This window comes from Actinomyces sp. ICM47, assembly GCF_905369875.1.
GTDB lineage: Bacteria > Actinomycetota > Actinomycetes > Actinomycetales > Actinomycetaceae > Pauljensenia.
Genome location: NZ_CAJPJE010000009.1, coordinates 18,197 through 39,191, shown reverse-complemented (window position 1 = coordinate 39,191; position 20,995 = coordinate 18,197). Strand labels below are relative to the sequence as shown.

At 63.7% G+C, this 20,995-nt stretch carries 20 protein-coding genes and 2 tRNA genes; 10 read left to right on the top strand and 12 right to left on the bottom strand.

The window, feature by feature from the left end:
• From trxB to QZ149_RS03320, 3 genes are all read left to right on the top strand, one after another.
• On the top strand, nt 1–1,035 hold the full coding sequence (trxB, locus tag QZ149_RS03330) for a thioredoxin-disulfide reductase (RefSeq protein ID WP_291449870.1): 1,035 nt from the start codon (nt 1–3) through the stop codon (nt 1,033–1,035).
• Between the two features lie 74 nt (nt 1,036–1,109).
• Nucleotides 1,110–1,460 carry a YchJ family metal-binding protein gene (locus QZ149_RS03325; protein ID WP_291449889.1) on the top strand — a complete coding sequence of 117 codons (351 nt, stop codon included), beginning with the start codon at nt 1,110–1,112 and terminating at the stop codon, nt 1,458–1,460.
• A gap of 20 nt (nt 1,461–1,480) precedes the next feature.
• Nucleotides 1,481–2,122 carry a phosphatase PAP2 family protein gene (locus tag QZ149_RS03320; protein ID WP_291449869.1) on the top strand — a complete coding sequence of 214 codons (642 nt, stop codon included), beginning with the start codon at nt 1,481–1,483 and terminating at the stop codon, nt 2,120–2,122.
• A 543-nt stretch (nt 2,123–2,665) separates the two neighbouring features.
• Here QZ149_RS03320 and QZ149_RS03315 read toward each other — a convergent pair.
• The 4 genes from QZ149_RS03315 to QZ149_RS03300 form a co-directional block, all read right to left on the bottom strand.
• Nucleotides 2,666–3,100 carry a hypothetical protein gene (locus QZ149_RS03315; RefSeq protein WP_291449868.1) on the bottom strand — a complete coding sequence of 145 codons (435 nt, stop codon included), beginning with the start codon at nt 3,098–3,100 and terminating at the stop codon, nt 2,666–2,668.
• Nucleotides 3,101–3,526: 426 nt separating this feature from the next.
• Nucleotides 3,527–3,599, bottom strand: a tRNA-Ala gene (locus QZ149_RS03310).
• A gap of 11 nt (nt 3,600–3,610) precedes the next feature.
• Entirely contained in the window at nt 3,611–3,745 is a 135-nt protein-coding gene (locus QZ149_RS03305; RefSeq protein ID WP_291449867.1) for a DLW-39 family protein, read from the bottom strand.
• A gap of 30 nt (nt 3,746–3,775) precedes the next feature.
• Nucleotides 3,776–3,852 (bottom strand) — tRNA-Ile (locus QZ149_RS03300).
• Between the two features lie 124 nt (nt 3,853–3,976).
• Between QZ149_RS03300 and QZ149_RS03295 the strand changes: the two genes are divergently transcribed.
• Complete coding sequence (locus QZ149_RS03295) at nt 3,977–4,870, top strand: Mbeg1-like protein (RefSeq protein ID WP_291449866.1); 894 nt, start codon at nt 3,977–3,979, stop codon at nt 4,868–4,870.
• Between the two features lie 160 nt (nt 4,871–5,030).
• On the opposite strand, the gene QZ149_RS03290 is transcribed toward QZ149_RS03295, so the two are convergent.
• From QZ149_RS03290 to dnaA, 8 genes are all read right to left on the bottom strand, one after another.
• Nucleotides 5,031–5,423 (bottom strand): DUF3566 domain-containing protein, encoded by a 393-nt coding sequence (locus QZ149_RS03290; RefSeq protein ID WP_009648470.1) that lies wholly within the window; start codon nt 5,421–5,423, stop codon nt 5,031–5,033.
• A gap of 125 nt (nt 5,424–5,548) precedes the next feature.
• On the bottom strand, nt 5,549–8,182 hold the full coding sequence (gene gyrA, locus QZ149_RS03285) for a DNA gyrase subunit A (RefSeq protein ID WP_291449865.1): 2,634 nt from the start codon (nt 8,180–8,182) through the stop codon (nt 5,549–5,551).
• 75 nt (nt 8,183–8,257) lie between these two features.
• Entirely contained in the window at nt 8,258–10,282 is a 2,025-nt protein-coding gene (gene gyrB, locus QZ149_RS03280) for a DNA topoisomerase (ATP-hydrolyzing) subunit B (RefSeq protein WP_291449864.1), read from the bottom strand.
• Between the two features lie 298 nt (nt 10,283–10,580).
• Nucleotides 10,581–11,477: a DUF5067 domain-containing protein gene (locus QZ149_RS03275; RefSeq protein WP_291449863.1), complete on the bottom strand. Its 897-nt coding sequence runs from the start codon at nt 11,475–11,477 to the stop codon at nt 10,581–10,583.
• A gap of 494 nt (nt 11,478–11,971) precedes the next feature.
• On the bottom strand, nt 11,972–12,787 hold the full coding sequence (locus QZ149_RS03270) for a DciA family protein (protein WP_291449862.1): 816 nt from the start codon (nt 12,785–12,787) through the stop codon (nt 11,972–11,974).
• A complete protein-coding gene (gene recF, locus QZ149_RS03265) occupies nt 12,780–13,976 on the bottom strand; it encodes a DNA replication/repair protein RecF (protein ID WP_291449861.1) in 1,197 nt (398 codons plus the stop codon). Before recF ends, QZ149_RS03270 begins: the two co-directional genes overlap by 8 nt.
• 1 nt (nt 13,977) lies before the next feature.
• On the bottom strand, nt 13,978–15,114 hold the full coding sequence (gene dnaN, locus QZ149_RS03260) for a DNA polymerase III subunit beta (RefSeq protein ID WP_009648474.1): 1,137 nt from the start codon (nt 15,112–15,114) through the stop codon (nt 13,978–13,980).
• Nucleotides 15,115–15,522: 408 nt separating this feature from the next.
• Nucleotides 15,523–16,983, bottom strand: coding sequence for a chromosomal replication initiator protein DnaA (gene dnaA / locus QZ149_RS03255; RefSeq protein WP_291449860.1), 1,461 nt, complete (start codon nt 16,981–16,983; stop codon nt 15,523–15,525).
• A gap of 449 nt (nt 16,984–17,432) precedes the next feature.
• Here dnaA and rpmH point away from each other — a divergent pair, with 449 nt between their 5' ends.
• The 6 genes from rpmH to rsmG all read left to right on the top strand — a co-directional run bounded on the left by rpmH (nt 17,433) and on the right by rsmG (nt 20,952).
• Nucleotides 17,433–17,573 carry a 50S ribosomal protein L34 gene (rpmH, locus tag QZ149_RS03250; RefSeq protein ID WP_003791379.1) on the top strand — a complete coding sequence of 47 codons (141 nt, stop codon included), beginning with the start codon at nt 17,433–17,435 and terminating at the stop codon, nt 17,571–17,573.
• A gap of 9 nt (nt 17,574–17,582) precedes the next feature.
• Nucleotides 17,583–17,945: a ribonuclease P protein component gene (gene rnpA / locus QZ149_RS03245; protein WP_009648468.1), complete on the top strand. Its 363-nt coding sequence runs from the start codon at nt 17,583–17,585 to the stop codon at nt 17,943–17,945.
• Nucleotides 17,912–18,277, top strand: a complete 366-nt coding sequence (gene yidD / locus QZ149_RS03240) for a membrane protein insertion efficiency factor YidD (RefSeq protein WP_291449859.1) — start codon at nt 17,912–17,914, stop codon at nt 18,275–18,277. The genes rnpA and yidD overlap by 34 nt, the downstream gene beginning before the upstream one ends.
• Nucleotides 18,278–18,348: 71 nt before the next feature.
• A complete protein-coding gene (gene yidC, locus QZ149_RS03235; RefSeq protein ID WP_291449858.1) occupies nt 18,349–19,692 on the top strand; it encodes a membrane protein insertase YidC in 1,344 nt (447 codons plus the stop codon).
• A gap of 80 nt (nt 19,693–19,772) precedes the next feature.
• Entirely contained in the window at nt 19,773–20,276 is a 504-nt protein-coding gene (locus QZ149_RS03230) for a R3H domain-containing nucleic acid-binding protein (protein ID WP_291449857.1), read from the top strand.
• Nucleotides 20,269–20,952: a 16S rRNA (guanine(527)-N(7))-methyltransferase RsmG gene (gene rsmG / locus QZ149_RS03225; protein WP_291449856.1), complete on the top strand. Its 684-nt coding sequence runs from the start codon at nt 20,269–20,271 to the stop codon at nt 20,950–20,952. The genes QZ149_RS03230 and rsmG overlap by 8 nt, the downstream gene beginning before the upstream one ends.
• Nucleotides 20,953–20,995: the final 43 nt, after the last annotated feature.

Below are 20,995 nucleotides of genomic sequence, written 5' to 3'. Positions count from 1 at the left end.
ATGTCTTTCGTGACGATTCCGGGCCTCGTAACGGCCGAACCTACCGAGGCCGCCGCTCCCGTCGACGCCTCGATCCCCTCGGCCGAGGTCCCCGAGGGCACCACCGTCCACGACGTCGTTATCGTCGGCTCGGGCCCCGCCGGTTACACGGCTGCGGTCTACACGGCGCGCGCGGGCCTGGCCCCCATCGTGCTGGCCGGTCAGCTGGCCGCGGGTGGCGCGCTCATGAACACGACCGAGGTCGAGAATTTCCCCGGTTTCCCGGAGGGCATCCAGGGTCCCGAGCTCATGGACAACATGCGCGAGCAGGCCGAAAAGTTCGGCGCGGACGTTCGCTACGAGGACGTCGTCGCCGTCAACTTCGAGGGCGACGTGAAAGCCGTGGCAACCGAGGACGAGGTCTTCTATGCGCGCGCCGTCATCCTGGCCACCGGCTCGGAGTACCGCCACATGAACGTGCCCGGCGAGGAGGAATTCTCCGGCCGCGGAGTCTCCTACTGCGCGACCTGCGACGGCTTCTTCTTCAAGGATCGTCGCCTGGCCGTCATCGGCGGCGGCGACTCCGCGATGGAGCAGGCGACCTTCCTGACGAACTTCGCGTCCGAGGTCGTCGTCGTGCACCGCCGCGACGCCCTGCGCGCCTCGCGCGTCATGGCTGAGCGCGCCCTGAACAACCCGAAGATCTCCTTCGAGTGGAACGCGACCGTCTCCGAAGTCCTGGGTGACGAGGCCGTGACCGGCCTGCGCCTGGCGTCCACAGTGGACGGATCCACCCGTGAAATCGCCGTGGACGGCGTCTTCGTCGCGATCGGCCACCTGCCCCGCACGGGCTTCCTGCGTGACCAGGTCGCCCTCGACGAGGCCGGCTACATTACGGTCGACGAGCCGTCGACGCGCACGTCCGTGGCGGGCGTGTTCGCGTGCGGCGATGCCGTGGACCACACGTACCGTCAGGCCATCACGGCGGCTGGCTCCGGCTGCCGCGCCGCCCTGGACGCGGAGCGCTGGCTGGCGTCCCTGGGCGACCAGGCGTGATCTCCCCCACTCCAACCGGCGCGTCCGGCGCTGGCTCTCTCCGTCCTCGTATCTGCCCATGCGGGTCGGGAGCGATGCTGGCGCAGTGCTGCGGGCGATACCTGGATGGCGAGGCAGCTCCGACCGCTGAGGCGCTCATGCGGTCGCGCTACACGGCATTCGCGCTGCGCGACGAGGACTATCTGTTCCGCACGTGGCACCCGCGCACGCGCCCCGCTCCCCCCTACTGGGTGGAGGGGACGCAGTGGACGGGTCTGCAGATCCTGGGGGCCGAGGCCGGGGGTCCTTCCGACGAGGAGGGCGCCGTGACGTTCGTGGCCTCGTGGCGGGACGCATCGACCGGTGAAACCGGGCAGATGCGGGAGCATTCGCGCTTCTCGCGTAGGGCCGGGCGCTGGGTCTACGAGTACGGCGCAAACGACTGACACTACGGTAGGATTTTCATATGTTTGTTCGTCGACTCCTGTCACCCCCCGTTATCGTCGGGGCTCTTCTCGTCGTGGCGGTTGCTATCGCCGGTGATTTCATTGCAAATCCCCTGCCGATCGACACCGCCGTGTGGTCCAACTTCATCGAGTCACGCTCTCCCGCGATGAATACGTTCATGACGGGCGCGTCCTGGCTGTTTGATCCGAAGCGCGCTATCGTCTTGGCGCTGTTGGTCGCGGCCGCCGTCTGGTGGTTCATCAAGAAGGTCGTGCACGCGCTCTACGTCCTGTCGTCGGTTGTGCTCTCGGCTGCGAATAGCTTCGTGATTAAGCACCTGTACGAGCGTCCCCGCCCCGAAGAGGCGTACCGCTTGATCACTGAGGACGGCTATTCCTTCCCGTCGGGTCACGCGACGGTCGTCACGGCGCTGGTGGTCTCCCTCGTGATGGTGATGACGATGACGCGCGTCGGGCGCCAGATTCGTCACCTGCTGTGGGTCGCCGCGGTCGTCTTCATCGCGTTTATCTGCGTGACGCGTCTGTACCTGGGTGTCCACTGGGTGACGGACGTGCTGGGCGGTTTCGGTGTCGGCCTGGGTTCCACGCTGATCCTGTCGCCGTTCATGCTGCGACCGAACGCGTTGCGTTGGGTTCGCTGAGGTCACATCTGATTGCTGCTGGTGCGCCCGGGGCTACGGCCCCGGGCGCTTCTGTATGCGTCTGTGAGGCCCGATCACACCCCGACATGGATCACACCCGCCTCGGTTCCAAAAGGTCCGCAGAGGCCCTGGAAGGCATGGCCGCGGTGTCCGTGGACGGCGGCAGGGCCTGGCCGGACAACGAGCCGACGCGCCAACCCACACGTCAGAACTGCAGGCGCCGCTGGTACAAAGGGCGCCGGAGGGCCCGGGCGGGCTTCGAGATCGCCACACGCGAGCTTCGCTCGGAGTGGTCGATCTCGCGGGCGGCCGGGCCCGAAGGCGCCCGGCAACACCAGCAGCGCCACAAGCAACACCCACACGACCACCCGGGCACGCCAAAGGGGCGGGTACCGAAGTACCCGCCCCTCACTCAGCCACGACCTCGTCGAGGCTCAGGCTGAATCAGGCTCAGCCCTGGCGGCGGCGCATGTCGTAGACCGCGAAGCTATCGTCGATGGAGCCGTAGAATCAGATGGTCGTCGACTTGAAGGTCAGCGCGTACTAGGGTTCAGTCGCGGAGATGTAGGCCTCGTTCTTGTGGGTGCCGAGGCTCATGGAGATGCCGACCTTATCGCGCATCTGGATAGTGGTACCACCCTTGGTCTGATAGCCGGACCACGTAGGGCGCTTGATCTCGAGAGTAACGACCTTGTTACCGGCGGTGGCCGTGGCGTTGACGCCGTCGGGAGCCGAGTCGGGGTTGGAGTTACCTGCGGGAGTGATCGTGTGCGGCAGCGTGATGGTCACGACCGAGTTCAGGCAGCCCTCAGTGGTGGAGGCGCAGGAAAACTCGACGACGTATCGTTGTTCGACGCCTGACAGGTAGGAGTCCTCGTCGGCATTGATTGCAAGTTTGAGGGTGGGGGCGGCCGCGTATGTGGGCAGTGATGTCACGCCAAGAATGACGAGAGTAGTCGTCACCAACATGGCAAGCATCTGGGTCGGCCTCGAGGCCTTTCACCATGTGTCGTTGATGTACACAGCGTTCTCCTGTTGTGTGGATAAAGGATGAATCAGGCTAATTTTAGCGGTTGCAGAGCACGTGTGAAATGGTCGTAACTATCGCAAATCCGCTCGTATCTACAGGTCTATTGGGCCAGATCTCGAACATCTGACCGATTGTGCGAAAGACTTATCCACACGTGTGTACAGGTCTGTGGATGCATATTGCCGGAATACCAGTTCAGGGTCGTTAGTCCCAGAAGTAATCACTAATGATTGACGTTATCCACATACATGACCAACTGGTCGGATAAATAACGGCACACAGCCTCCGATAAGCTGACATATGAGGCCATCACCAACAAATTGCGGAAGCTCACATACGAGAAAACCCGCAACCATGAGGTTGCGGGTGAAAAGTGGAGCTAACGGGACTCGAACCCGTAACCCCCTGCTTGCAAAGCAGGTGCGCTACCAATTGCGCCATAGCCCCGTAGGAGAAGCTCAGTCCTCCACGACGTCCGTCACGGACATCCACAGATCGGCATTGTCAGAAAGATCAAGGAGAATTTGTCGAACGACGATACCAACGGCAACGACGGATCCGACAGCCACGCAACATGTGACCAGCTTCTTCATGATGATCCTCCGCTCAAATTCGCCTGCGGATGGTGGGCCTAGGTGGGCTCGAACCACCGACCTCAGTCTTATCAGGACTGCGCTCTAACCTACTGAGCTATAGGCCCAACCGGCACCCTTGCGGACACTCGGATATAGTACACAGCATCGAGCCCTTCAGTAAAATCGAGAGTTGGTGACGTCCGCCACGCGCCCGCCGCGCAGGGGCGCGGAGCAGAAAAGAGAACCCTCGTGACCACGATTATCGACTATGTTCGCAGGGCAACGACGCCGCTGCGCACAGACCTTACGCCAGCCGATGCCCTCATCCTCGCCACACTGTCGTACGCGGACTTCCATACTCTGGCCGGCCCCCGCTCCGCCCGGGGATGCCTCCTGCGCGAGGTCGCCCAGGCCTCGTCCATCCGCGCCCTCTACGATCACGCGATGCTCACCGAACGTAACCGTGTGCTTCTGCGCTCCCTGCTGGGCGCAGTCGGCGCGAGTCCGCGGTTTCGAGACATGCGGGTGCGCGACGCCGTCACGCGGATCGGCGTGCAGCCGCTCGCACAGTTCGGCGCGGTCACGTTCATCGACGAGGCCGGGGCGAGCTACGTGGCGTTCCGCGGCACCGATGGCACTGCGGTCGGCTGGGCGGAGGATGCGCACTTCGGCCTGGATTTTCCGACGATTGCTCAGCTGTGGGCGGCGCGCTACCTGCGATATGTGGCCCGATGCACTCCCGGACCGATCACCGTCATCGGCCACTCCAAGGGCGGGAACTTGGCCCTGTATGCGGCCGCCGCGACGAGCGTACCGACGCTCCAGCACGTGTTTTCCTTCGATCCCGTCGGCTTCCCCGAATCCGTCATCGATGACGGTTTCTTTTCCGGCATCGCACCTCTGACGAGCGTCTATACGCCGGCCGAATCCTGGGTGAGTCCCCTGTTTCCGCTGCCCACAGGCGCTTCGATCATTGCATCGCTCTGGCGGGGTCCGCTGAGCCACAACCCGTACACGTGGCTGATCGACGGATCTTCACTTCTGTGCGACTCAAGGAACCCGTCGCGCTCGGGGGCTGCGCTCGGGGGCCTCGTCGATCTCCTACTGAGGGTCCGGCCGATTCGGGTCGTCCAAGACCGCTGAGAGGCCTCTGCGAGTGGCTTTCGGCTGCCTCGGATCGGCTCGCACCATTGCCCCCCAATGCGCACGTTAACCCACCTAGTAGCGGCTAACACGCACACGCACACGCACACGGGCATAGCAAAAGGGGCCGACATTAGCCGACCCCTTGCGCATGATGTTCTCACTCGTCCATGAGAGACACCTTGATGCCGCCCACCAGGGACGCGACAACGTTGTAGAGCATGGCACCCAGCGTCGACAGGGCGGTGAGCAGAATGACGTTGATGACGGCGACGATGGTCGCGTAAGAGATGACGCGGGGCAGGCGCGCGTAGTCGAGGAGGTCGACGAAGCGACCAGCACCGACGGTCTGGAGGAATTCTTCGATCTGACTGAAGACGTGCATGGCGTCGACCATGAGCCACAGGACGATGGTGGCGATGACGAGCGCGATGCCCAGGGCGACTGACAGAAGGAAAGATACCTTCATGACGGTCCACGCGTCGATGCGCGCGATCGCCAGGTCAACTCGGCGGGGAGCGTCTGTGCGGGCGCTCGTGACGTGGTCACTCATGGGGTTCCTTCCAGGTCGCACTTCCTACAGCCAGGCTACCGTATCGCCGGGCCCCGGCGCAGGGTCCGCGCCGCTTTGGAATGTTGATCACGGGACGAGGGCAGGCCTCGTCCCGTGATTGTCGTTTACTTATCGGTGTCGTCGGCTGTGTTGCCGCCCTCGGTGGGCGCATCCGTCTCGGCGAGGGTGTTCTCCTGGGGGAGATCCTCTGTGGAGGCGGTCTGCGCGGAATCGACCACGACCTCATCACCAGAGTCATCACTGGAATCGTCGCCGGAGTCGGGGTTACGGGTGATCGCGATAATGCGGTCGCCTTCGTCCGGTCGGGCAAAGATGACGCCCATAGTGTTGCGGGTGGTGGGTCGAACGTCGGAGGCGTTGACTTGGACGAGTTTGCCGGATTCGGTGATGACCATGACGTCTTCGTCGGGGCGCACGACGAGGGCACCGACGAGCCCGCCGCGTTCGTCGACGAGCTTACCGACGCGCACGCCGAGGGTGCCACGCGACTTGGTCGGGTATTCGTCGACGGGGGTGCGCTTGGCGTAGCCGGATTCGGTGACGATCAGCAGATCGGTGTCCTCGCGCGGAACCTCCATGCTGAGGAGTTCATCGTCGCCGCGGAACTTCATGCCGCGCACGCCGGACGTGGAGCGGCCCATAGAGCGCAGCTGCTCGTCGGTGGCGGTGAAGCGCACGGCCTGGCCGTCGCGGGAGACGAGGATGAGGTCCTCGTCGGCCATGATGGTCTGCGCGGAGACCAGTTCGTCGGGCTTGCCGTCTTCGTCCTCGCGCAGGTTGATGGCGATGATGCCGCCGGAGCGGGGCGAGTTGTACAGGCTCAGCGGGGTCTTCTTCACCAGGCCGCGCTTAGTGGCCAGGACGAGGTAGTCGGCGTCCTCGTAGGTGCGGATCGCGAGAACCTGCGCGATGTGCTCATCGGGCTGGAATGCCAGCAGGTTGGCGACGTGCTGGCCCTTGGCGTCGCGGCCGCCTTCGGGGATCTCGTAGGCCTTGGCGCGGTAGACGCGGCCGAGGTTAGTGAAGAACAGCAGCCAGTTGTGCGTGGTCGTGACGAAGAAGTGTTCGACCACGTCGTCGCCGCGCAGCTGGGTGCCGCGCACGCCCTTGCCGCCGCGCTTTTGGGAGCGGTAGTTGTCCGTACGGGTGCGCTTGGCAAAGCCGTCACGGGTGATGGTGACGACGACGTCCTCTTCGGGGATGAGGTCTTCCATCGACATTTCCCCGTCGAAGGGGAGGATACGGGTGCGGCGCTCGTCGCCGAACTTGTCGACGATGTCGGACAGTTCGGTGGAGATGATGGCGCGCTGGCGCTCGGGCTTGGCGAGGATGTCGTTGAGGTCGTCGACGCGGGCCTTGAGTTCGGCGTACTCGTCCATGATCTTTTGACGCTCGAGGGCGGCCAGGCGACGCAGCTGGAGGGCCAGGATCGCGTCGGCTTGGATGGCGTCCACGTCGAGTAGTTCGATCAGGCCGGCGCGGGCCTCGTCGACGGTGGGGGAGCGGCGAATGAGGGCGATGACCTCGTCGAGGGCGTCGAGGGCCTTCAGGTAGCCTTCGAGGATGTGCAGGCGTTCGAGGGCCTTGCGCAGGCGGAAGCGCGTGCGGCGCACGATGACGTCCATCTGGTGGGTGATCCAGTGGCGGATGAAGCCGTCGATGGACAGGGTGCGAGGAACGCCGTCGACGAGCGCGAGCATGTTGGCGGAGAAGTTCTCTTGCAGGCTGGTGCGCTTGTAGAGGTTGTTGAGGACGACTTTGGCGACGGCGTCGCGCTTGAGGACGATGACGAGGCGCTGGCCGGTACGACCGGAGGTTTCGTCGCGGATGTCGGCGATGCCGCCGATTGCTCCGTCGCGCACGAGCTGGGCGATCTTATCGGCCAGGTTGTCGGGGTTGACCTGGTAGGGTAGCTCGGTGACGACGAGGCACTGGCGGCCCTGGATTTCCTCAACGTTCACGACGGCGCGCTGCGTGATAGACCCCCGGCCGGTGCGGTAGGCGTCTTCGATGCCCTTGTGGCCGAGGATGGTGGCGCCGGTGGGGAAGTCGGGTCCGGGGATCAGCTTGAGGAGTGCTTCGAGGAGTTCTTCGCGCGAGGCCTCGGGGTTGTCGAGCGCCCACTGGACGCCGCGCGCGAGTTCGCGCAAGTTGTGCGGCGGGATGCGCGTGGCCATGCCGACGGCGATGCCTTCGGATCCGTTGGCCAGCAGGTTGGGGAAACGGGCGGGCAGGATGGTGGGTTCCTGGTTGCGGCCGTCGTAGTTGTCCTGGAAATCGACGCATTCTTCGTCGATGTCGCGGACCATTTCCATGGCCAGGGGTGCCATCTTGCACTCGGTGTAACGGGGGGCCGCAGGGCCCAGGTTGCCGGGGGTACCGAAGTTGCCCTGGCCGGCGACGAGGGGGTAGCGCAGCGACCAGGGCTGCACGAGGCGCGCGAGGGCGTCGTAGATCGCAGCGTCACCGTGGGGGTGGTAGTTACCCATGACCTCGCCGACGACGCGGGAGGACTTGGAGAACGAGGAGGTGGGGCGGTATCCGCCGTCGTACATGGCGTACAGGACGCGACGGTGGACGGGCTTGAGGCCGTCGCGTACGTCGGGTAGAGCGCGTCCGACGATGACGCTCATCGCGTAGTCGAGGTAGGAGCGCTGCATCTCCTTTTGCAGGTCGACCTGGCGAATGCGCTCGGTGTCCGAGATGTGCCGCGCGTCAGTAGTCTGCTCGTCGCTCACGTTTTTCCTTACGTTGTTTCTGCTCGATCAGACCCGCCCGGTACGAGGCCGGGGCTGGGCTGGTCGCGGGTGATGTCAGATGTCGAGGAAGCGCACGTCTGTTGCGTTGCGCTGGATGAACGTGCGGCGTCGGTCGACGTCGTCGCCCATGAGGATCGTGAAGGTTTCGTCGGCGTCTGCGGCCTCGTCGAGGGTGACCTGCTTGAGGATTCGGTGTTCCGGATCCATGGTGGTCTCCCACAGTTCATGGTCGTTCATTTCGCCGAGGCCCTTGTAGCGCTGGATGCCGCCCTCCTTGGGCAGGCGGCGGTTCGCGGCGGCGCCGGCGGCGAGCAATTCGTCTCGCTCCTTGTCGGAGTAGGCAAATTCATGTTCGGCGTTGGTCCACTTGATGCGGTATAGCGGAGGCATCGCGATGAAGGTGTGGCCACCCTCGATGAGGGGACGCATGTAGCGGAAGAGGAGGGTCAGCAGCAGCGTGGCAATGTGCTGGCCGTCGACGTCGGCGTCCGCCATGATGACAATCTTGCCGTAGCGGAGCTTCGAGATGTCGAAGTCTTCGCCGATGCCGGTCCCGAAGGCAGTGATGAGGGAGCGGATCGTGTCCGAGGACAGGGCTCGGTCCAGGCGCGCCTTTTCGACGTTGAGGATCTTGCCGCGGATCGGCAGGATGGCCTGGCGCTCGGGGTCGCGGCCGCCGACGGCGGAGCCGCCTGCGGAGTCACCCTCGACGATAAAGATTTCACATTCGGAGGGCGTGCGCGAGGAACAGTCGCGCAGCTTGCCGGGCATGGAGGCGGATTCGAGGACGCCCTTGCGGCGCGTGGCCTCACGCGCCTTGCGAGCGGCGACGCGGGCGGCCTGGGCGGCCTGACCCTTGGCGATGATGGCCTTAGCGTCGGCGGGGTGGGCGTCGAACCAGTCGGTGAGCTTGGAATACACCTGTTGGGCGACGAAGGTGCGGGCCTCGGTGTTGCCGAGCTTGGTCTTTGTCTGACCTTCGAACTGAGGTTCGGTGAGCTTGATCGAGATGACGGCAGTCAAGCCTTCGCGGACGTCGTCACCGGTGAGGTTGTCGTCCTTGTCGCGGATGATGCCCTTGTCGCGGCCGTAGCGGTTGACGAGGGAGGTCAGCGCAGTACGGAAGCCCTCCTCGTGCATGCCGCCCTCGGTGGTGTTGATGGTGTTGGCAAAGGTGTGGACGGAGGAGGAGTAGGCGGTGGTCCACTGCATGGCGATTTCCACGCTCATGGTGCCTTCATCGTTGTCGGCTTCGAAGTCGATGATCTCGTTGTTGATCGTGTCGGACTTCTTGGCGGAATCGAGGTATTCGACGTAGTCGCGCAGGCCGTGCTCGTAGCAGTAGGTGACGGTGCGGTGGCCCTTGGTCTTCTTGTCCGAGGTCTCCTCGCCGCCTGCGATCTCGTCGCCTTCGTCGGTGGCGGACTCACGCTCGTCGGTCAGGGTGATGCGCAGGCCCTTGTTGAGGAACGCCATCTGCTGGAAGCGCTGACGCAGGGTCTCGAAGTCGAATTCGACGGTTTCGAAGATCTCGGGGGCCGGGTAGAAGACCTGCGTGGTGCCGGTTTCGTCGGTTGCTTCGCCGCGTTCGAGGGGGGTGATGGGGGTGCCGCCGTTTGCGAACGACATGCGCCACACGTAGCCCTGGCGGCGGATTTCGGTGTTCACACGGGTGGACAGGGCGTTGACGACGGAGATGCCGACGCCGTGCAGGCCGCCAGAGACGGCGTATCCGCCGCCGCCGAACTTGCCGCCGGCGTGGAGGATCGTCATGACGACCTCGACGGTGGGCTTGTGCTCGGTGGGGTGCTCGTCGACGGGGATGCCTCGGCCGTTGTCGACGACTTTGATGCCGCCGTCTGCCTGGATGGTGACCTCGATGTGGTCCGCGTAGCCGGCCAGGGCCTCGTCGACGGAGTTGTCGACGACCTCGTAGACGAGGTGGTGCAGGCCGCGTTCGCCGGTCGAGCCGATGTACATGCCCGGACGCTTGCGGACGGCTTCCAGGCCTTCGAGGACGGTGATGTCCGATGCGCCGTAGGACTGCTCGCCTTCGGCGGTCTTCTCGTTGTCAGCCACGTGGCTCCCCTCGCATTGCGCGAAAAATAGATGTTTAACCTTGTAGATTCTACCAAAAATGGGGCTTGCACCAGGGACTGACAGACCCAGAAGGTTACTTTACAAACTGCGAGATTGCAACGAAAACAACACTGTGATCAGTCGCATTGCGAGCGCTACTGCGACGCGACAACACGGGGCCGCCCTCCCAGGTGGGAGGGCGGCCCGTTCGCGCGCATGCGCAGTGTCGGTAAGGGTAAAGATCAGCACGCCGTGGTGGGTGCCGAATGGCTCACCTCAGCCTATTGACGAGCGAAGGTCACGGCTGCCAAGTCCAGTCCGGGATGCTGGCATTAAAGTCGTCCCAGTCGAGCGTCTTGAAGGTGACGGGATCGTTCGGGTAGGGCATCTTGTAGGCCTTCTGGAAGGTCTTGGTCTGGCCGACGGGGACGCGCACGATGGCGAAGTTGTCGTAGCCAGCGGGTTCCTTGCCCTTAGCGTAGTAAGCAGGGTTCATGTCGATACCCTTCTGCTTCAGCGAGGGCGTGTTGAGCAGCGCGGACTGCTCCTCGCTGGAGTTGTTCGTCATCGAGTAGGTGACGACGAGCGTGTCGGAACCTTCCTTGTCGGCGGGGCCCTTCTCGATCTTCGTGATCTCGATGTGGAGACCGGAGGAGTAGTCGACCGAGTACTGGCCGTTCGCGTGGTAGCCGCCGGGGTTCGGCGCAGCGGTCGGGGCAGAGCCGGTAGCAGACGTCGTCGGCTTCGGGTTCGGCGCGCTAGTTGTCGGGTTCGGCGCGCTGGTCGTCGGGTCGGCCGTCGCACTGGTGGAGGTGGAGTCCGAATCCGGATCCTCTTCTTCGTCGCCACTGAGGAAGAAGTATGCGCCGACGCCGATGAGGATGAGCACGAGAACGCCCGCGATGCCGCCGATGATCAGCGGAAGCTTCGACTTGGGGTCCTCGGGCTGCATACCCGGCATTCCCGGCATTCCCGGCATTCCCGCCCCGTACTGCGCCTGTGCACCGTACTGCGCCTGTGCACCGTACTGGTCCATGTAACCAGCGGGCATCTGCTGGGTCTGATCCACGTAGCCGCCCTGCGAATAGGCGTTAGGGTCAGCCTGGCCGTATGGCTGCGGCGAACCAGGGTAACCACCCTGGTCATTTCCCTGGTTCCAGGGATCCTGGCCCCCGGGAGCGTACGGGTTACTCATAGTGACTCCTCATAGAAAGCGCACCAATGTGCGGGATGATATTTGGAAGCGTAGCAAAATCTGACTGAAATGGGGAGTGGTTTTTATACACCGCCGCCAGTTAATCAAGGTTTTGCTTGCGATTCCGCGCAGGTTCCGTCATTTCGCTCGACCCCGAAACCCACTCGTCGCGGGGGCGCGAGTCCCAGAATGTGAACGAATTAACATAATCTATTAGAATATCTTTCTTATCATTCACACTCAAGGGGTGGGTTGATGTTACATATCACATTTTCTCAACCATTGCGACGACTATCAACCATCAAACGAAGCGGGGCACCACATCCACTGGTGCTCTTTCTTCACATTATCCGAGCTCGTCATGTCGACGTGCCCAAGGTTCTTCGAAAGGTCGACTAAGTACTGGTCGGTCGGTGTGGTTTGCTCATCGTTGTTTCACCGTTGGATGATCTCTCCGACGAGCCTATGACAACCTGATCGCCCGGCGACAAGGCCTATCCGTAGTCCGCCCGGGGGCCTCGGCCTCGAACGACGTAGGGACCTTTCTTCCAGGAGGGGGCGACGGGACCCAGGATGATCAGCTGTTCGACGACGCCGGATCCTACTTCCTCGGCGATGCGCCGCTCGACGCTGGGCAGCATGAGCTGGAGCTGTTTGGCTCTGGCAGTGGAGTCGGCACGCACGATGAGTTTGTGTCCATCAAAGGTCTCAATGAACGTGTGGTCCGCGTTGTTGGGACCCACGATGTCCCGCCATTTCGCCATGACGGACCCCATTTTGGTGGGGGTATCCCATTCGCGTATCTTGATCGTGCGCGCCAGGATTGCACCCAGCGAGTCGGCCCGTCGGTAGCGCGGGCGCATGGCGGCCATGCCGGGGGATCGGCTCCACGAGTCTTCGGTTCCCGCCAGGGCTTGGCGCAGCGCGGCGAGGTCGCCCTCGGGGTCATCCTCGGCGGACGAGGCCGGGGCGGGCACTCCGTTCACGTGTCCGTAGGCGGCGGCGCGGGCGGCGGCGCGAGCCTGGATGCCGTCGGTGCCGTCCGCGGCGAGGCGACCGAGTCCGTCGGTTTCGATGGCCGCGTATTCGCTGGATCCATCGAGGGTGCGCCTGGGGCGTGTTTCGTCGAGGCCCCAGGAGGGCAGGGTGGAGCGGATATATCCGTGGTTGCGGGCGACGCGCTGGGCGCGTTCGAGGGCGCGGACGACGAATTCGCCGGGGTCTTCGTCGGGGCCGAGGCCTCCCGCTCCTTCGTGGTCCTCGACGGCGGTGATCGGCGAGGTGGCGGTGAATTCGTCGCGTTCAGACATGATCGGAGGCGTCGATGACGGTGCCGCGCTCGGGGTCGAGGCGCACGTGGAGGGCGTGGTGGTCGAGGGAGGGTGGCAGGTCGGCGGCGACCGCGCAGGTGACAATGATCTGTTCGGCCTTCGAGGCCAGGGCTGCCAGGCCCGACCGGCGTGAGGAGTCGAGTTCGGCGAAGACATCGTCGAGGATGAGGATCGGGGTGTCGCCATCGTCGCTGAGTAGTTCGAAGGACCCGAGACGCAGGGCGAGGGCGACAGACCAGGATTCGCCGTGGGAGGCGTAGCCTTTGACGGGCATGGTGCCGAGGCTGAGGGTTAGGTCGTCGCGGTGCGCGCCGACGAGGTTGACACCGCGCTCGGTTTCCTTCTCACGAACGAGCGCGAGCGCTGCGAGCAGACGCTGGGTTTGCGCGTCCACGTCGGTGAGGTCGGCGCTGGCCGGGTTATCGGGATCCGTACCGATGATGCGGTCGACAGAGGCGTCGAAGGCGAGGCACAGGTGGCGCGGCGAATCGGCGACGTCGTCATAGGCGCGCGCGGCCGGCTCGGTGAGCGAAGCCGCAATGGACGCTCGCGTGGCCGTGATGCGCGCGGACAGGGCGGCGAACTGCTGATCCCACACTTCTAACGTCGATAGGTCGGGGGATTGGCCGCGGCGGATCGAGGCCTGGGCGGCCTTCATGAGTGCGGCGCGCTGGCGCGCGACCCGGTCGAAGTCGGAGCGCACGGAGGCGTGGATGGGGGAGAGCTGCGTGGCCAGATCGTCCAGGAAGGAACGGCGGACCGACGGGTCACCGCGCACGAGCGAGAGGTCCTCGGGCGCGAACACGACCGTTCGCACGATGCCCAGGATCTCGCGGGGCCTCACCTGCGTACGGTTAATGCGCGCCCGATTCGCCTTGCCGCGCACGATTTCCAGCTCGATGACCTGCTCGCGGCCTGAGGCCACGACCCGCGCGCGGATGACGGCTCCGCCCGGGGCGGCCTCGGCCTCGTCGATGGGGATCCGCACGAGCGCACCCTCCGCGCCAACCCTGTGCGACGAGAAGGTGGACAGGTAGGCGAGCGCCTCAATGAGGTTGGTCTTGCCCTGGCCGTTCGCGCCCACGAGGACTGTGGGTCCCGCGGGCAGCTCGACGACCCCGTGCTTCCAGGAACGGAAGTCGTCGAGGGCCAGGTGGGAGACCCGCACGTCAGACGCCGAAACGAATGGGCATCAGCAGGTAACGGAACTGCGCGATCTCGCCCTCGTCGGCCTTCTTCTGACCGGTGATGACGGCCGGCTTCGTCGGGTGCGTGAAGCCGAAGCGCACGTAGTCGGTGTCCAGGACCTGAAGGCCGTCGATGAGGAACTGCGGGTTGAACGCGGTCGAAATATCGTCGCCGTGCAGGGTTGCCTCGATGGCTTCGGAAGCCTGAGCGTTGTCGCCCTGACCGGCTTCGAGAACCAGCTGGCCGTCGGTGAAGGCCAGGCGCACGGAGGTCTTGCGCTCGGCGACCAGCGACATACGCTTGACGGCCTCGAGCAGCGCGTGACGGTCGACGACGGCCTGGATCGGCGTGGATTCGGGGAAAAGGCGGCGCACAGCGGGGTAGTCGCCGTCCATGAGCGTGGAAGTGGTGCGGCGGCCCTGGGCGGTGAATCCGATGAGGGACGAGGCACCGGGCTGAGATTCGCTGGACAGGCCGACCTCAACCTTGGCACCCGAGGTCATCGACTTGGCGACGTCCTGGAGAATGCGGGCCTTAACCAGGGCGACCTCTTCGATCGAGGTGTCGGCGGGTTCCCAGTCGAGTTCACGCATGGCCAGGCGGTAACGGTCGGTGGCCAGCAGCGTAATCGCCGGGCCGTTGATTTCGATGCGTACGCCCGTCAGCAGGGGCAGCGTGTCGTCGCGGGACGCTGCGATGGACACCTGGGAGACAGCCTGGGACAGCGTGGATGAGTCGATGGCACCGATGCCCTTGGGCTGGGCGGGCAGCAGTGGGTATTCGTCCAACGGCATGACTGCCAGCGTGAAGTGCGAGGAGCCGCAGACCAGGTTCACCTTCTGGCCGTCCAGCTCGACGGAGACCGGCTTGGAGGGCAGCGACTTGGAGATGTCAGCCAGGAGACGGCCAGAGACCAGGACCTCGCCGGCCTCGTCGACTGTGGCGGGGATGTGCGAGTTCGCGGAGACCTCGTAGTCGAAGGAGGACAGGGTCAGTTCGTCGCCCTCAGCCTTGATGCGCACGCCGGCCAGAATCGGAGAGGCCGGACGCACGGGGAGCGCGCGGGCGGTCCACGACACGGCTTCGGCCAGAACATCGCGGGCGACGGTGAACTTCATAGCTGCCTCCAAAACGCAAAACGAATTGATCACTACTTTACCCACAAGTGTGCCCACGTGGGGCGCGATTCTTGCTTGGCACTCGCGCTGGTCACGACGCGTCAGCGCTGTTGTTGGGCGGAGACCTGTGAAAAAAATTTTCTTTTCGACTCTCCTTTCATCATAAGGGTTGTGAGTTCTGTGGATAACTCATTTTTTCGTTGAAAAATCTTGAAATTACATTGGTGTAATTACGTGGATGGATCTGTGTACTGTGCACGTGGACGTGTGGACGGCTGAAATTACAAGTTTTCGTCATTCACAGAGGGCCTCGTTTTCTCCACAGGGTTTGTTCGTTCATCCACGCGCTGTCCACATATCCTGTGAACGGTGCGCGGGCGCCGACTTTCGTCAGCGCCCGCGCGGGTTTTATGCTTCCCTGGCCTTTTGCTTGATGCGATTTGTAAGCTCGGACACATGGTTGAAGGTTTCGCGTTTCTCCTTCATGAGCTTCGAAATCTTCTTGTTCGCGTGCATGACCGTCGTGTGATCACGGCCGAAGGCCTGACCGATCTTGGGTAGTGACAGATCGGTGAGTTCACGGCACAGATACATGGCGATCTGGCGGGCTTCGACGACGGTGTGGCTGCGTTCGGAGGACCCCATCTGCTCGATGGTCACGCCGAAGTAGACGGCGCACTGGCTCATGATGAGGCTGACCGTAACCTCGTTATCGTCCGGGTTGGACACGAAATCCTTGAGCATCATCTGCGCCAGATTCAGGTCGATGCGCTCCTTGTAGAGGGACGCCCACGCGCCGATGCGCACGAGCGCGCCCTCCAGCTCACGAATGTTGGAGGAGATGCGCGAGGCCACGTATTCGAAGACTTCAGGAGTCACCTCGAAGCCTTCAGCATCCGCTTTCTTGTGCAAGATCGCGATGCGGGTCTCCAGGTCCGGCGGCTGAACGTCGACGAGCAAGCCCGAGGAGAAACGCGAGCGCATGCGGTCCTCGAAACCCTTGAGCTGCGCGGGAGGCAGGTCGGAGGTCAGGACAATTTGCTTGTTCGCGCTGTGCAGCGCATTAAATGTATGGAAGAAGCCTTCGACCGTCTGCTCCTTGTTGCCGATGAACTGGATGTCGTCGATAAGGAGGATGTCGAGTTCGCGGTAGCGGCGGTGGAAGGCCTCGACCTGCGAGTTATCCGTCTTGTTGAGGCGAATCGCGTTGATGAACTCGTTTGTGAACTCTTCGGAGTTGACGTAGCGGACCTTCAGGTGCGGCATCATCGACAGCGCGTTGTGGCCGATGGCCTGCAGCAGGTGCGTCTTACCCAGCCCGGAGTCGCCGTAGATAAAGAGAGGGTTGAAGGCGTTGCCTGGCGACTCCGACGCGGCCAGCGCGGCGGCGTGCGCGAAACGATTCGACGGGCCGATAACGAAGGTATCGAAGGTGAACTTTGGGTTCAGGTGCGTGGGAACTGCGTCGGCGCGGGAGTCTGCCGCGACGGGGGAACGCTGTCCCTTCTTTTTCTTCTCGTGGTACGAGGCCGGGGTGGGGGTCGGAGGAACCGGCGCGGGAGCGGGGGGTTCTTCTTCTTCCTCCTCCTCTTCCTTCGTTTCCACGAGTTCCAGGGACGGATCGACCGTGATGGCGATGCGTACGGGGCGTCCGAGGTTCACGGACAGGGCGGTCGTCAGCTTGTTTTGCGCCTTATCTTCGATCCACTGCTTCGTGAAGCCGTTAGGGACGGCCAGGAGGATCGTCCCTTCGATATCGCCGAGCGGGCGCGCGGAGCGCAGCATCGACGTCGCAACGGGACCCAGTTCGTCGGTGGGAACTGCGTCGAGGGCGACAGCCCACGCGCGTGTGAGGGAATCTGGCTCCACGACTATCTCCGAACACAATATACGGTGAATTCAGTCACGACTTAAGGGTGATGTACGTGACCTTATGACATGTTCAAAGTGTAGTCCGCACACAGGCTTATACACAGGTTGGGGATGGAGCTGTGGAGAACTATCACAGAATCACATGTATGTAGTTACAACTTTGGGGGCGCAGAGTGACGCGGAAAGCAAATTGACACACAGCTTGTGGATAACTGTCGTCATCCACCGCTGTGGAAGAGGTTGCTCCACAGCGATTTCCACAGCTGTGGAAACTGTGTGTGACGCGGTGTGTAATTTCGCCCCGTTGACTCCCCGCCCACATCCGCTTAGTCTTGGAAATTGTTTGCGCCCATTTCGGGCGTGTGTCCCCGCTATCGTGCCCTGATCGGGCCGGTAGCCCAACCGATTAACGAGTGGGAGACCACTCCCCGCCGAGGAGAATTGCCGTGACCACCAAGCGGACCTTCCAGCCCAACAACCGTCGTCGTTCGAAGACGCACGGCTTCCGTCTGCGCATGTCGACCCGCGCCGGCCGCGCCATTCTGGCTGCCCGCCGTCGCAAGGGCCGTGCCAAGCTGTCCGCCTGAGACACCCCGGTGCTGCCGCGCGCGCACCGCATGGTTGACCCAGCGGATTTCACCGCCGCGATCCGACACGGAGCGCGCGCAGGAGATCCACTGGTTGTCGTCCACGTCCGAGCCGACGAGGAGCGTAACAGTCGCCTCGTCGGTTTCGTCGTACCCAAGCGGGAAATCAAGCGCGCCAACGGGCGCAATCGCGTCAAGCGGCAGCTGCGCCACCTCATGCGCGAACGCGTCGCCGACCTACCCGAAGGAACCAGGCTCGTCGTGAGGGCATCCTCCAAGGCCCTCGGCGTGCCCTCCAAGGAACTCGGTACACATCTTGACCGCGTGATGGAGCGAGCGTGGCGCAAGTGGAACGCGCGATCACAGTCGTGAGGCGAGTGTTTGTCGCACTCGCCTCCGCGCCCATCATCGCCTACCAGCGATACATCTCCCCGGCCTTCGGTCCCCGGTGCCGCTACGCGCCCAGCTGCTCCGCCTACGCGCTGCAAGCAATCCGCGTTCACGGCCCCATCAAGGGACTGATCCTCGGGGCCTGGCGCCTGCTGCGGTGCAACCCGTGGAGCCACGGGGGCGTAGACCACGTGCCCGCGCGTGGGCGCTGGAAACCAGAGGCCTGGGTCCCACCCGATGACTGGGCAGGCCACGACAACTGGGAACGACCCGCCCCCATGGGACTGGACCCGGAACATGACTTGACCGAGTAACCGGCCACGGCCTCGGAATGTAAGGAACAACGAAACAGCGGCGCCCAAGCGCCACGGCGAAAGCGAAAACTATGTTCGACGCAATTCTCCACCCCTTCGCGTGGGCCATCTCGTGGCTGTGGGTGTGGATCCATGACCTCCTGGTGCTCGTTGGAATGTCCTCCGGCTCCGGCATCGCGTGGGTCCTGTCCATCGTGCTGCTCACCATCCTGGTGCGCATCGCCATCATCCCGCTGTTCCTCAAGCAGATCCGATCCTCGCGCGCCATGCAGGCCATCCAGCCTGAGATGCGCAAGATTCAGGACAAGTACAAGGGCAAGAAGGACCAGGTCAGCCGTCAGAAGATGATGGAAGAGACCCAGGCCCTCCAGCGCAAGCACAAGGTTTCGCCCTTCGCCTCCTGCCTGCCGATGCTCGTTCAGATGCCCGTCCTGTTCGGTATGTACCGCGCGATCATCGCCGTCTCCTCCATCTCCGCCGGCACCTACACGTACCGAAGCGAGGCCGCTGACCACCTCGGCCCGCTCACCGAGTCCGTGTCCACCGAGATTGTGAACTCGACCGTCTTCGGTGTTCCGCTGTCGCGCACCTTGCGCGAATCCACGGGGGATCCGCTCATCGTCGGCGTCTTCGTCACCGCGATTATCCTCATGGTGGCCCTGCAGTTCTTCTCGATGCGCCTGTCCTTCCAGCGCAACATGCCCGACCTGGGTAACAACCCGATAGCTCAGTCGCAGCGCTCCATGATGTACGTGATGCCGCTGATGTTCATCTTCTCCGGTGTCTTCTTCCAGATGGGCGTCGTCATCTACACGGTGACCGCCTCCTTCTGGGCCCTCGGCCAGTCGTTCTGGACCGTCAAGGTCATGCCGACTCCCGGCTCCCCGGCCTACGCCGACCTGCTCTCCTCGCGTGAGTCCGCTTACCAGGAGTGGGCTAAGCCCTTCTTCCAGAACTATGACCGTGAGCGTGCTGCCCTGGGCACCGAGTCCACCGACCCACGCGTCGACGAACTCAACGAGCGCACGCTCGTCGCGGTGCGCTCCAAGGCTAAGAAACAGCACGTCGCCTCCGACTTCCCGGCCTCCATGACCACCGGCGAAATCATCACCGTCTACCGCAACCTCGCCTCCCAGAAGTGGACGACCCTGCCCGACGAGCAGTGGATGCACGGCTTGACCCTCGCCGTCGAAAAGCGCCTTGCTAAGCAGGAAGCCTCCGCCCAGCGTGCCGAGCTCCAGAAGCAGGTCCGCGAACGCCGCACTCTCGAGCGCGAGGCCACTAAGACCTCGTCCGAGTCGACCCCTGCCCAGGACACGAAGGACAGCACAAACAGCTCCCTGAGCGCCGAGGAGATTGAGCGCCGCCGCGTTGAGCGCCGCAAGGCCCGCCGCCACTCCGGCAAGAAGCACTGATCGACAATTCACGGTCCCGGAACCCGAGCGGGTACCCTGGATCTCAGCAAGACCCCATTTCCCATCATGGAGGACCCGTCATGAGTGACGACAATGCAGGCAAGCTCACCCGCCTCGAAGAAGAAGGCGAACTCGCCGCCGACTACCTGGAAGAACTGCTCGACATCGCTGACCTTGACGGCGACATCGAGATCGACGTCGAGAACGGTCGCGCATCCGTCGAGATCGTCGCCGACGATCCCGAGGCTCTCGAGCGCCTCGTCGGCGAGGATGGCGAGGTCCTGGACGCGCTCCAGGAACTGACCCGCCTGGCCGTCCAGACCGAGACCGGCGAGCGCTCTCGCCTCATGCTCGACATTGCCGGCTTCCGCGCCGAGCGCAAGGAAGAGCTGCGGGACATCACTCGCGAGGCCATCGCCCGCGTGCGCTCCACCGGTGAGGCTGTCAAGCTCGACGCCATGAACCCCTTCGAGCGCAAGGTCTGCCATGACGTCGTCGCCGAGGAGGGCCTGACCTCCGAGTCCGAGGGCGTCGAACCCCACCGCCGTGTCGTCATCCTGCCCGAGGTTTCCGACGGTGAGTGAGAACCCGAACGGGACGGGAAGGGGTCGCCAGGTGGGCGACCCCTTCGTCCCAGAAGAACCCACGCAGGCAGTCCGTGACTTCTTCGGCCCCGCTTTTTCCGACGTCGCGGAATACGCGCGCATGCTCGAGGAGGAGGGCGAGCTGCGCGGCCTGCTCGGTCCGCGCGACATGGAACGCATCTGGTCGCGTCACATCGTCAACTCCGCCGCCGTCCTCGACTTCATGCCCCGCAAGGAGGGGCGCGAGGTTCTGGACGTTGGCTCCGGCTCCGGTTTGCCTGGCATTGTGATCGCCGCGTGTCGGCCTGACCTGCACATTCACCTCGCGGAGCCCATGGCACGCCGCGTGGAGTGGCTTGAAGAGGTCGTCGAGGGCCTGGGCCTGGATAACGTGACCGTGCATCAGGCGCGTGCCGAGGAGCTGCGAGGCAAGGGCAAGGCCGACGTGGTCACTGCCCGTGCCGTGGCGAATATGAGCAAGCTCGTGCGCATGACGTCCAAGCTCATCGCGCCGGGTGGTTCGCTCGTAGCGCTCAAGGGGCGTCGCGCTCCAATTGAGGTGGACGAGGCCTCGGCTGAGCTACGCCGTCACCACCTGCGTGCCGAGATACACGAGGTTCCCTCGATCATGGAGGAAGAGTCGACGTACGTGGTGGTCTGCACCCGTATCAAGTAGGTTTTGCTGAAAGTGATGGCCGCCACATTGCAATGTGGCGGCC

Bases quoted from the DNA above. Each gene is read 5' to 3' on its own strand.
- QZ149_RS03270 (WP_291449862.1), bottom strand. From the start codon at position 12,787: ATGTCTGAACGCGACGAATTCACCGCCACCTCGCCGATCACCGCCGTC.
- QZ149_RS03325 (WP_291449889.1), top strand. From the start codon at position 1,110: ATGCTGGCGCAGTGCTGCGGGCGATACCTGGATGGCGAGGCAGCTCCG.
- QZ149_RS03275 (WP_291449863.1), bottom strand. From the start codon at position 11,477: ATGAGTAACCCGTACGCTCCCGGGGGCCAGGATCCCTGGAACCAGGGA.
- QZ149_RS03230 (WP_291449857.1), top strand. From the start codon at position 19,773: ATGAGTGACGACAATGCAGGCAAGCTCACCCGCCTCGAAGAAGAAGGC.
- dnaN (WP_009648474.1), bottom strand. From the start codon at position 15,114: ATGAAGTTCACCGTCGCCCGCGATGTTCTGGCCGAAGCCGTGTCGTGG.
- QZ149_RS03320 (WP_291449869.1), top strand. From the start codon at position 1,481: ATGTTTGTTCGTCGACTCCTGTCACCCCCCGTTATCGTCGGGGCTCTT.
- QZ149_RS03290 (WP_009648470.1), bottom strand. From the start codon at position 5,423: ATGAGTGACCACGTCACGAGCGCCCGCACAGACGCTCCCCGCCGAGTT.
- QZ149_RS03305 (WP_291449867.1), bottom strand. From the start codon at position 3,745: ATGAAGAAGCTGGTCACATGTTGCGTGGCTGTCGGATCCGTCGTTGCC.
- trxB (WP_291449870.1), top strand. From the start codon at position 1: ATGTCTTTCGTGACGATTCCGGGCCTCGTAACGGCCGAACCTACCGAG.
- QZ149_RS03315 (WP_291449868.1), bottom strand. From the start codon at position 3,100: ATGCTTGCCATGTTGGTGACGACTACTCTCGTCATTCTTGGCGTGACA.
- yidC (WP_291449858.1), top strand. From the start codon at position 18,349: ATGTTCGACGCAATTCTCCACCCCTTCGCGTGGGCCATCTCGTGGCTG.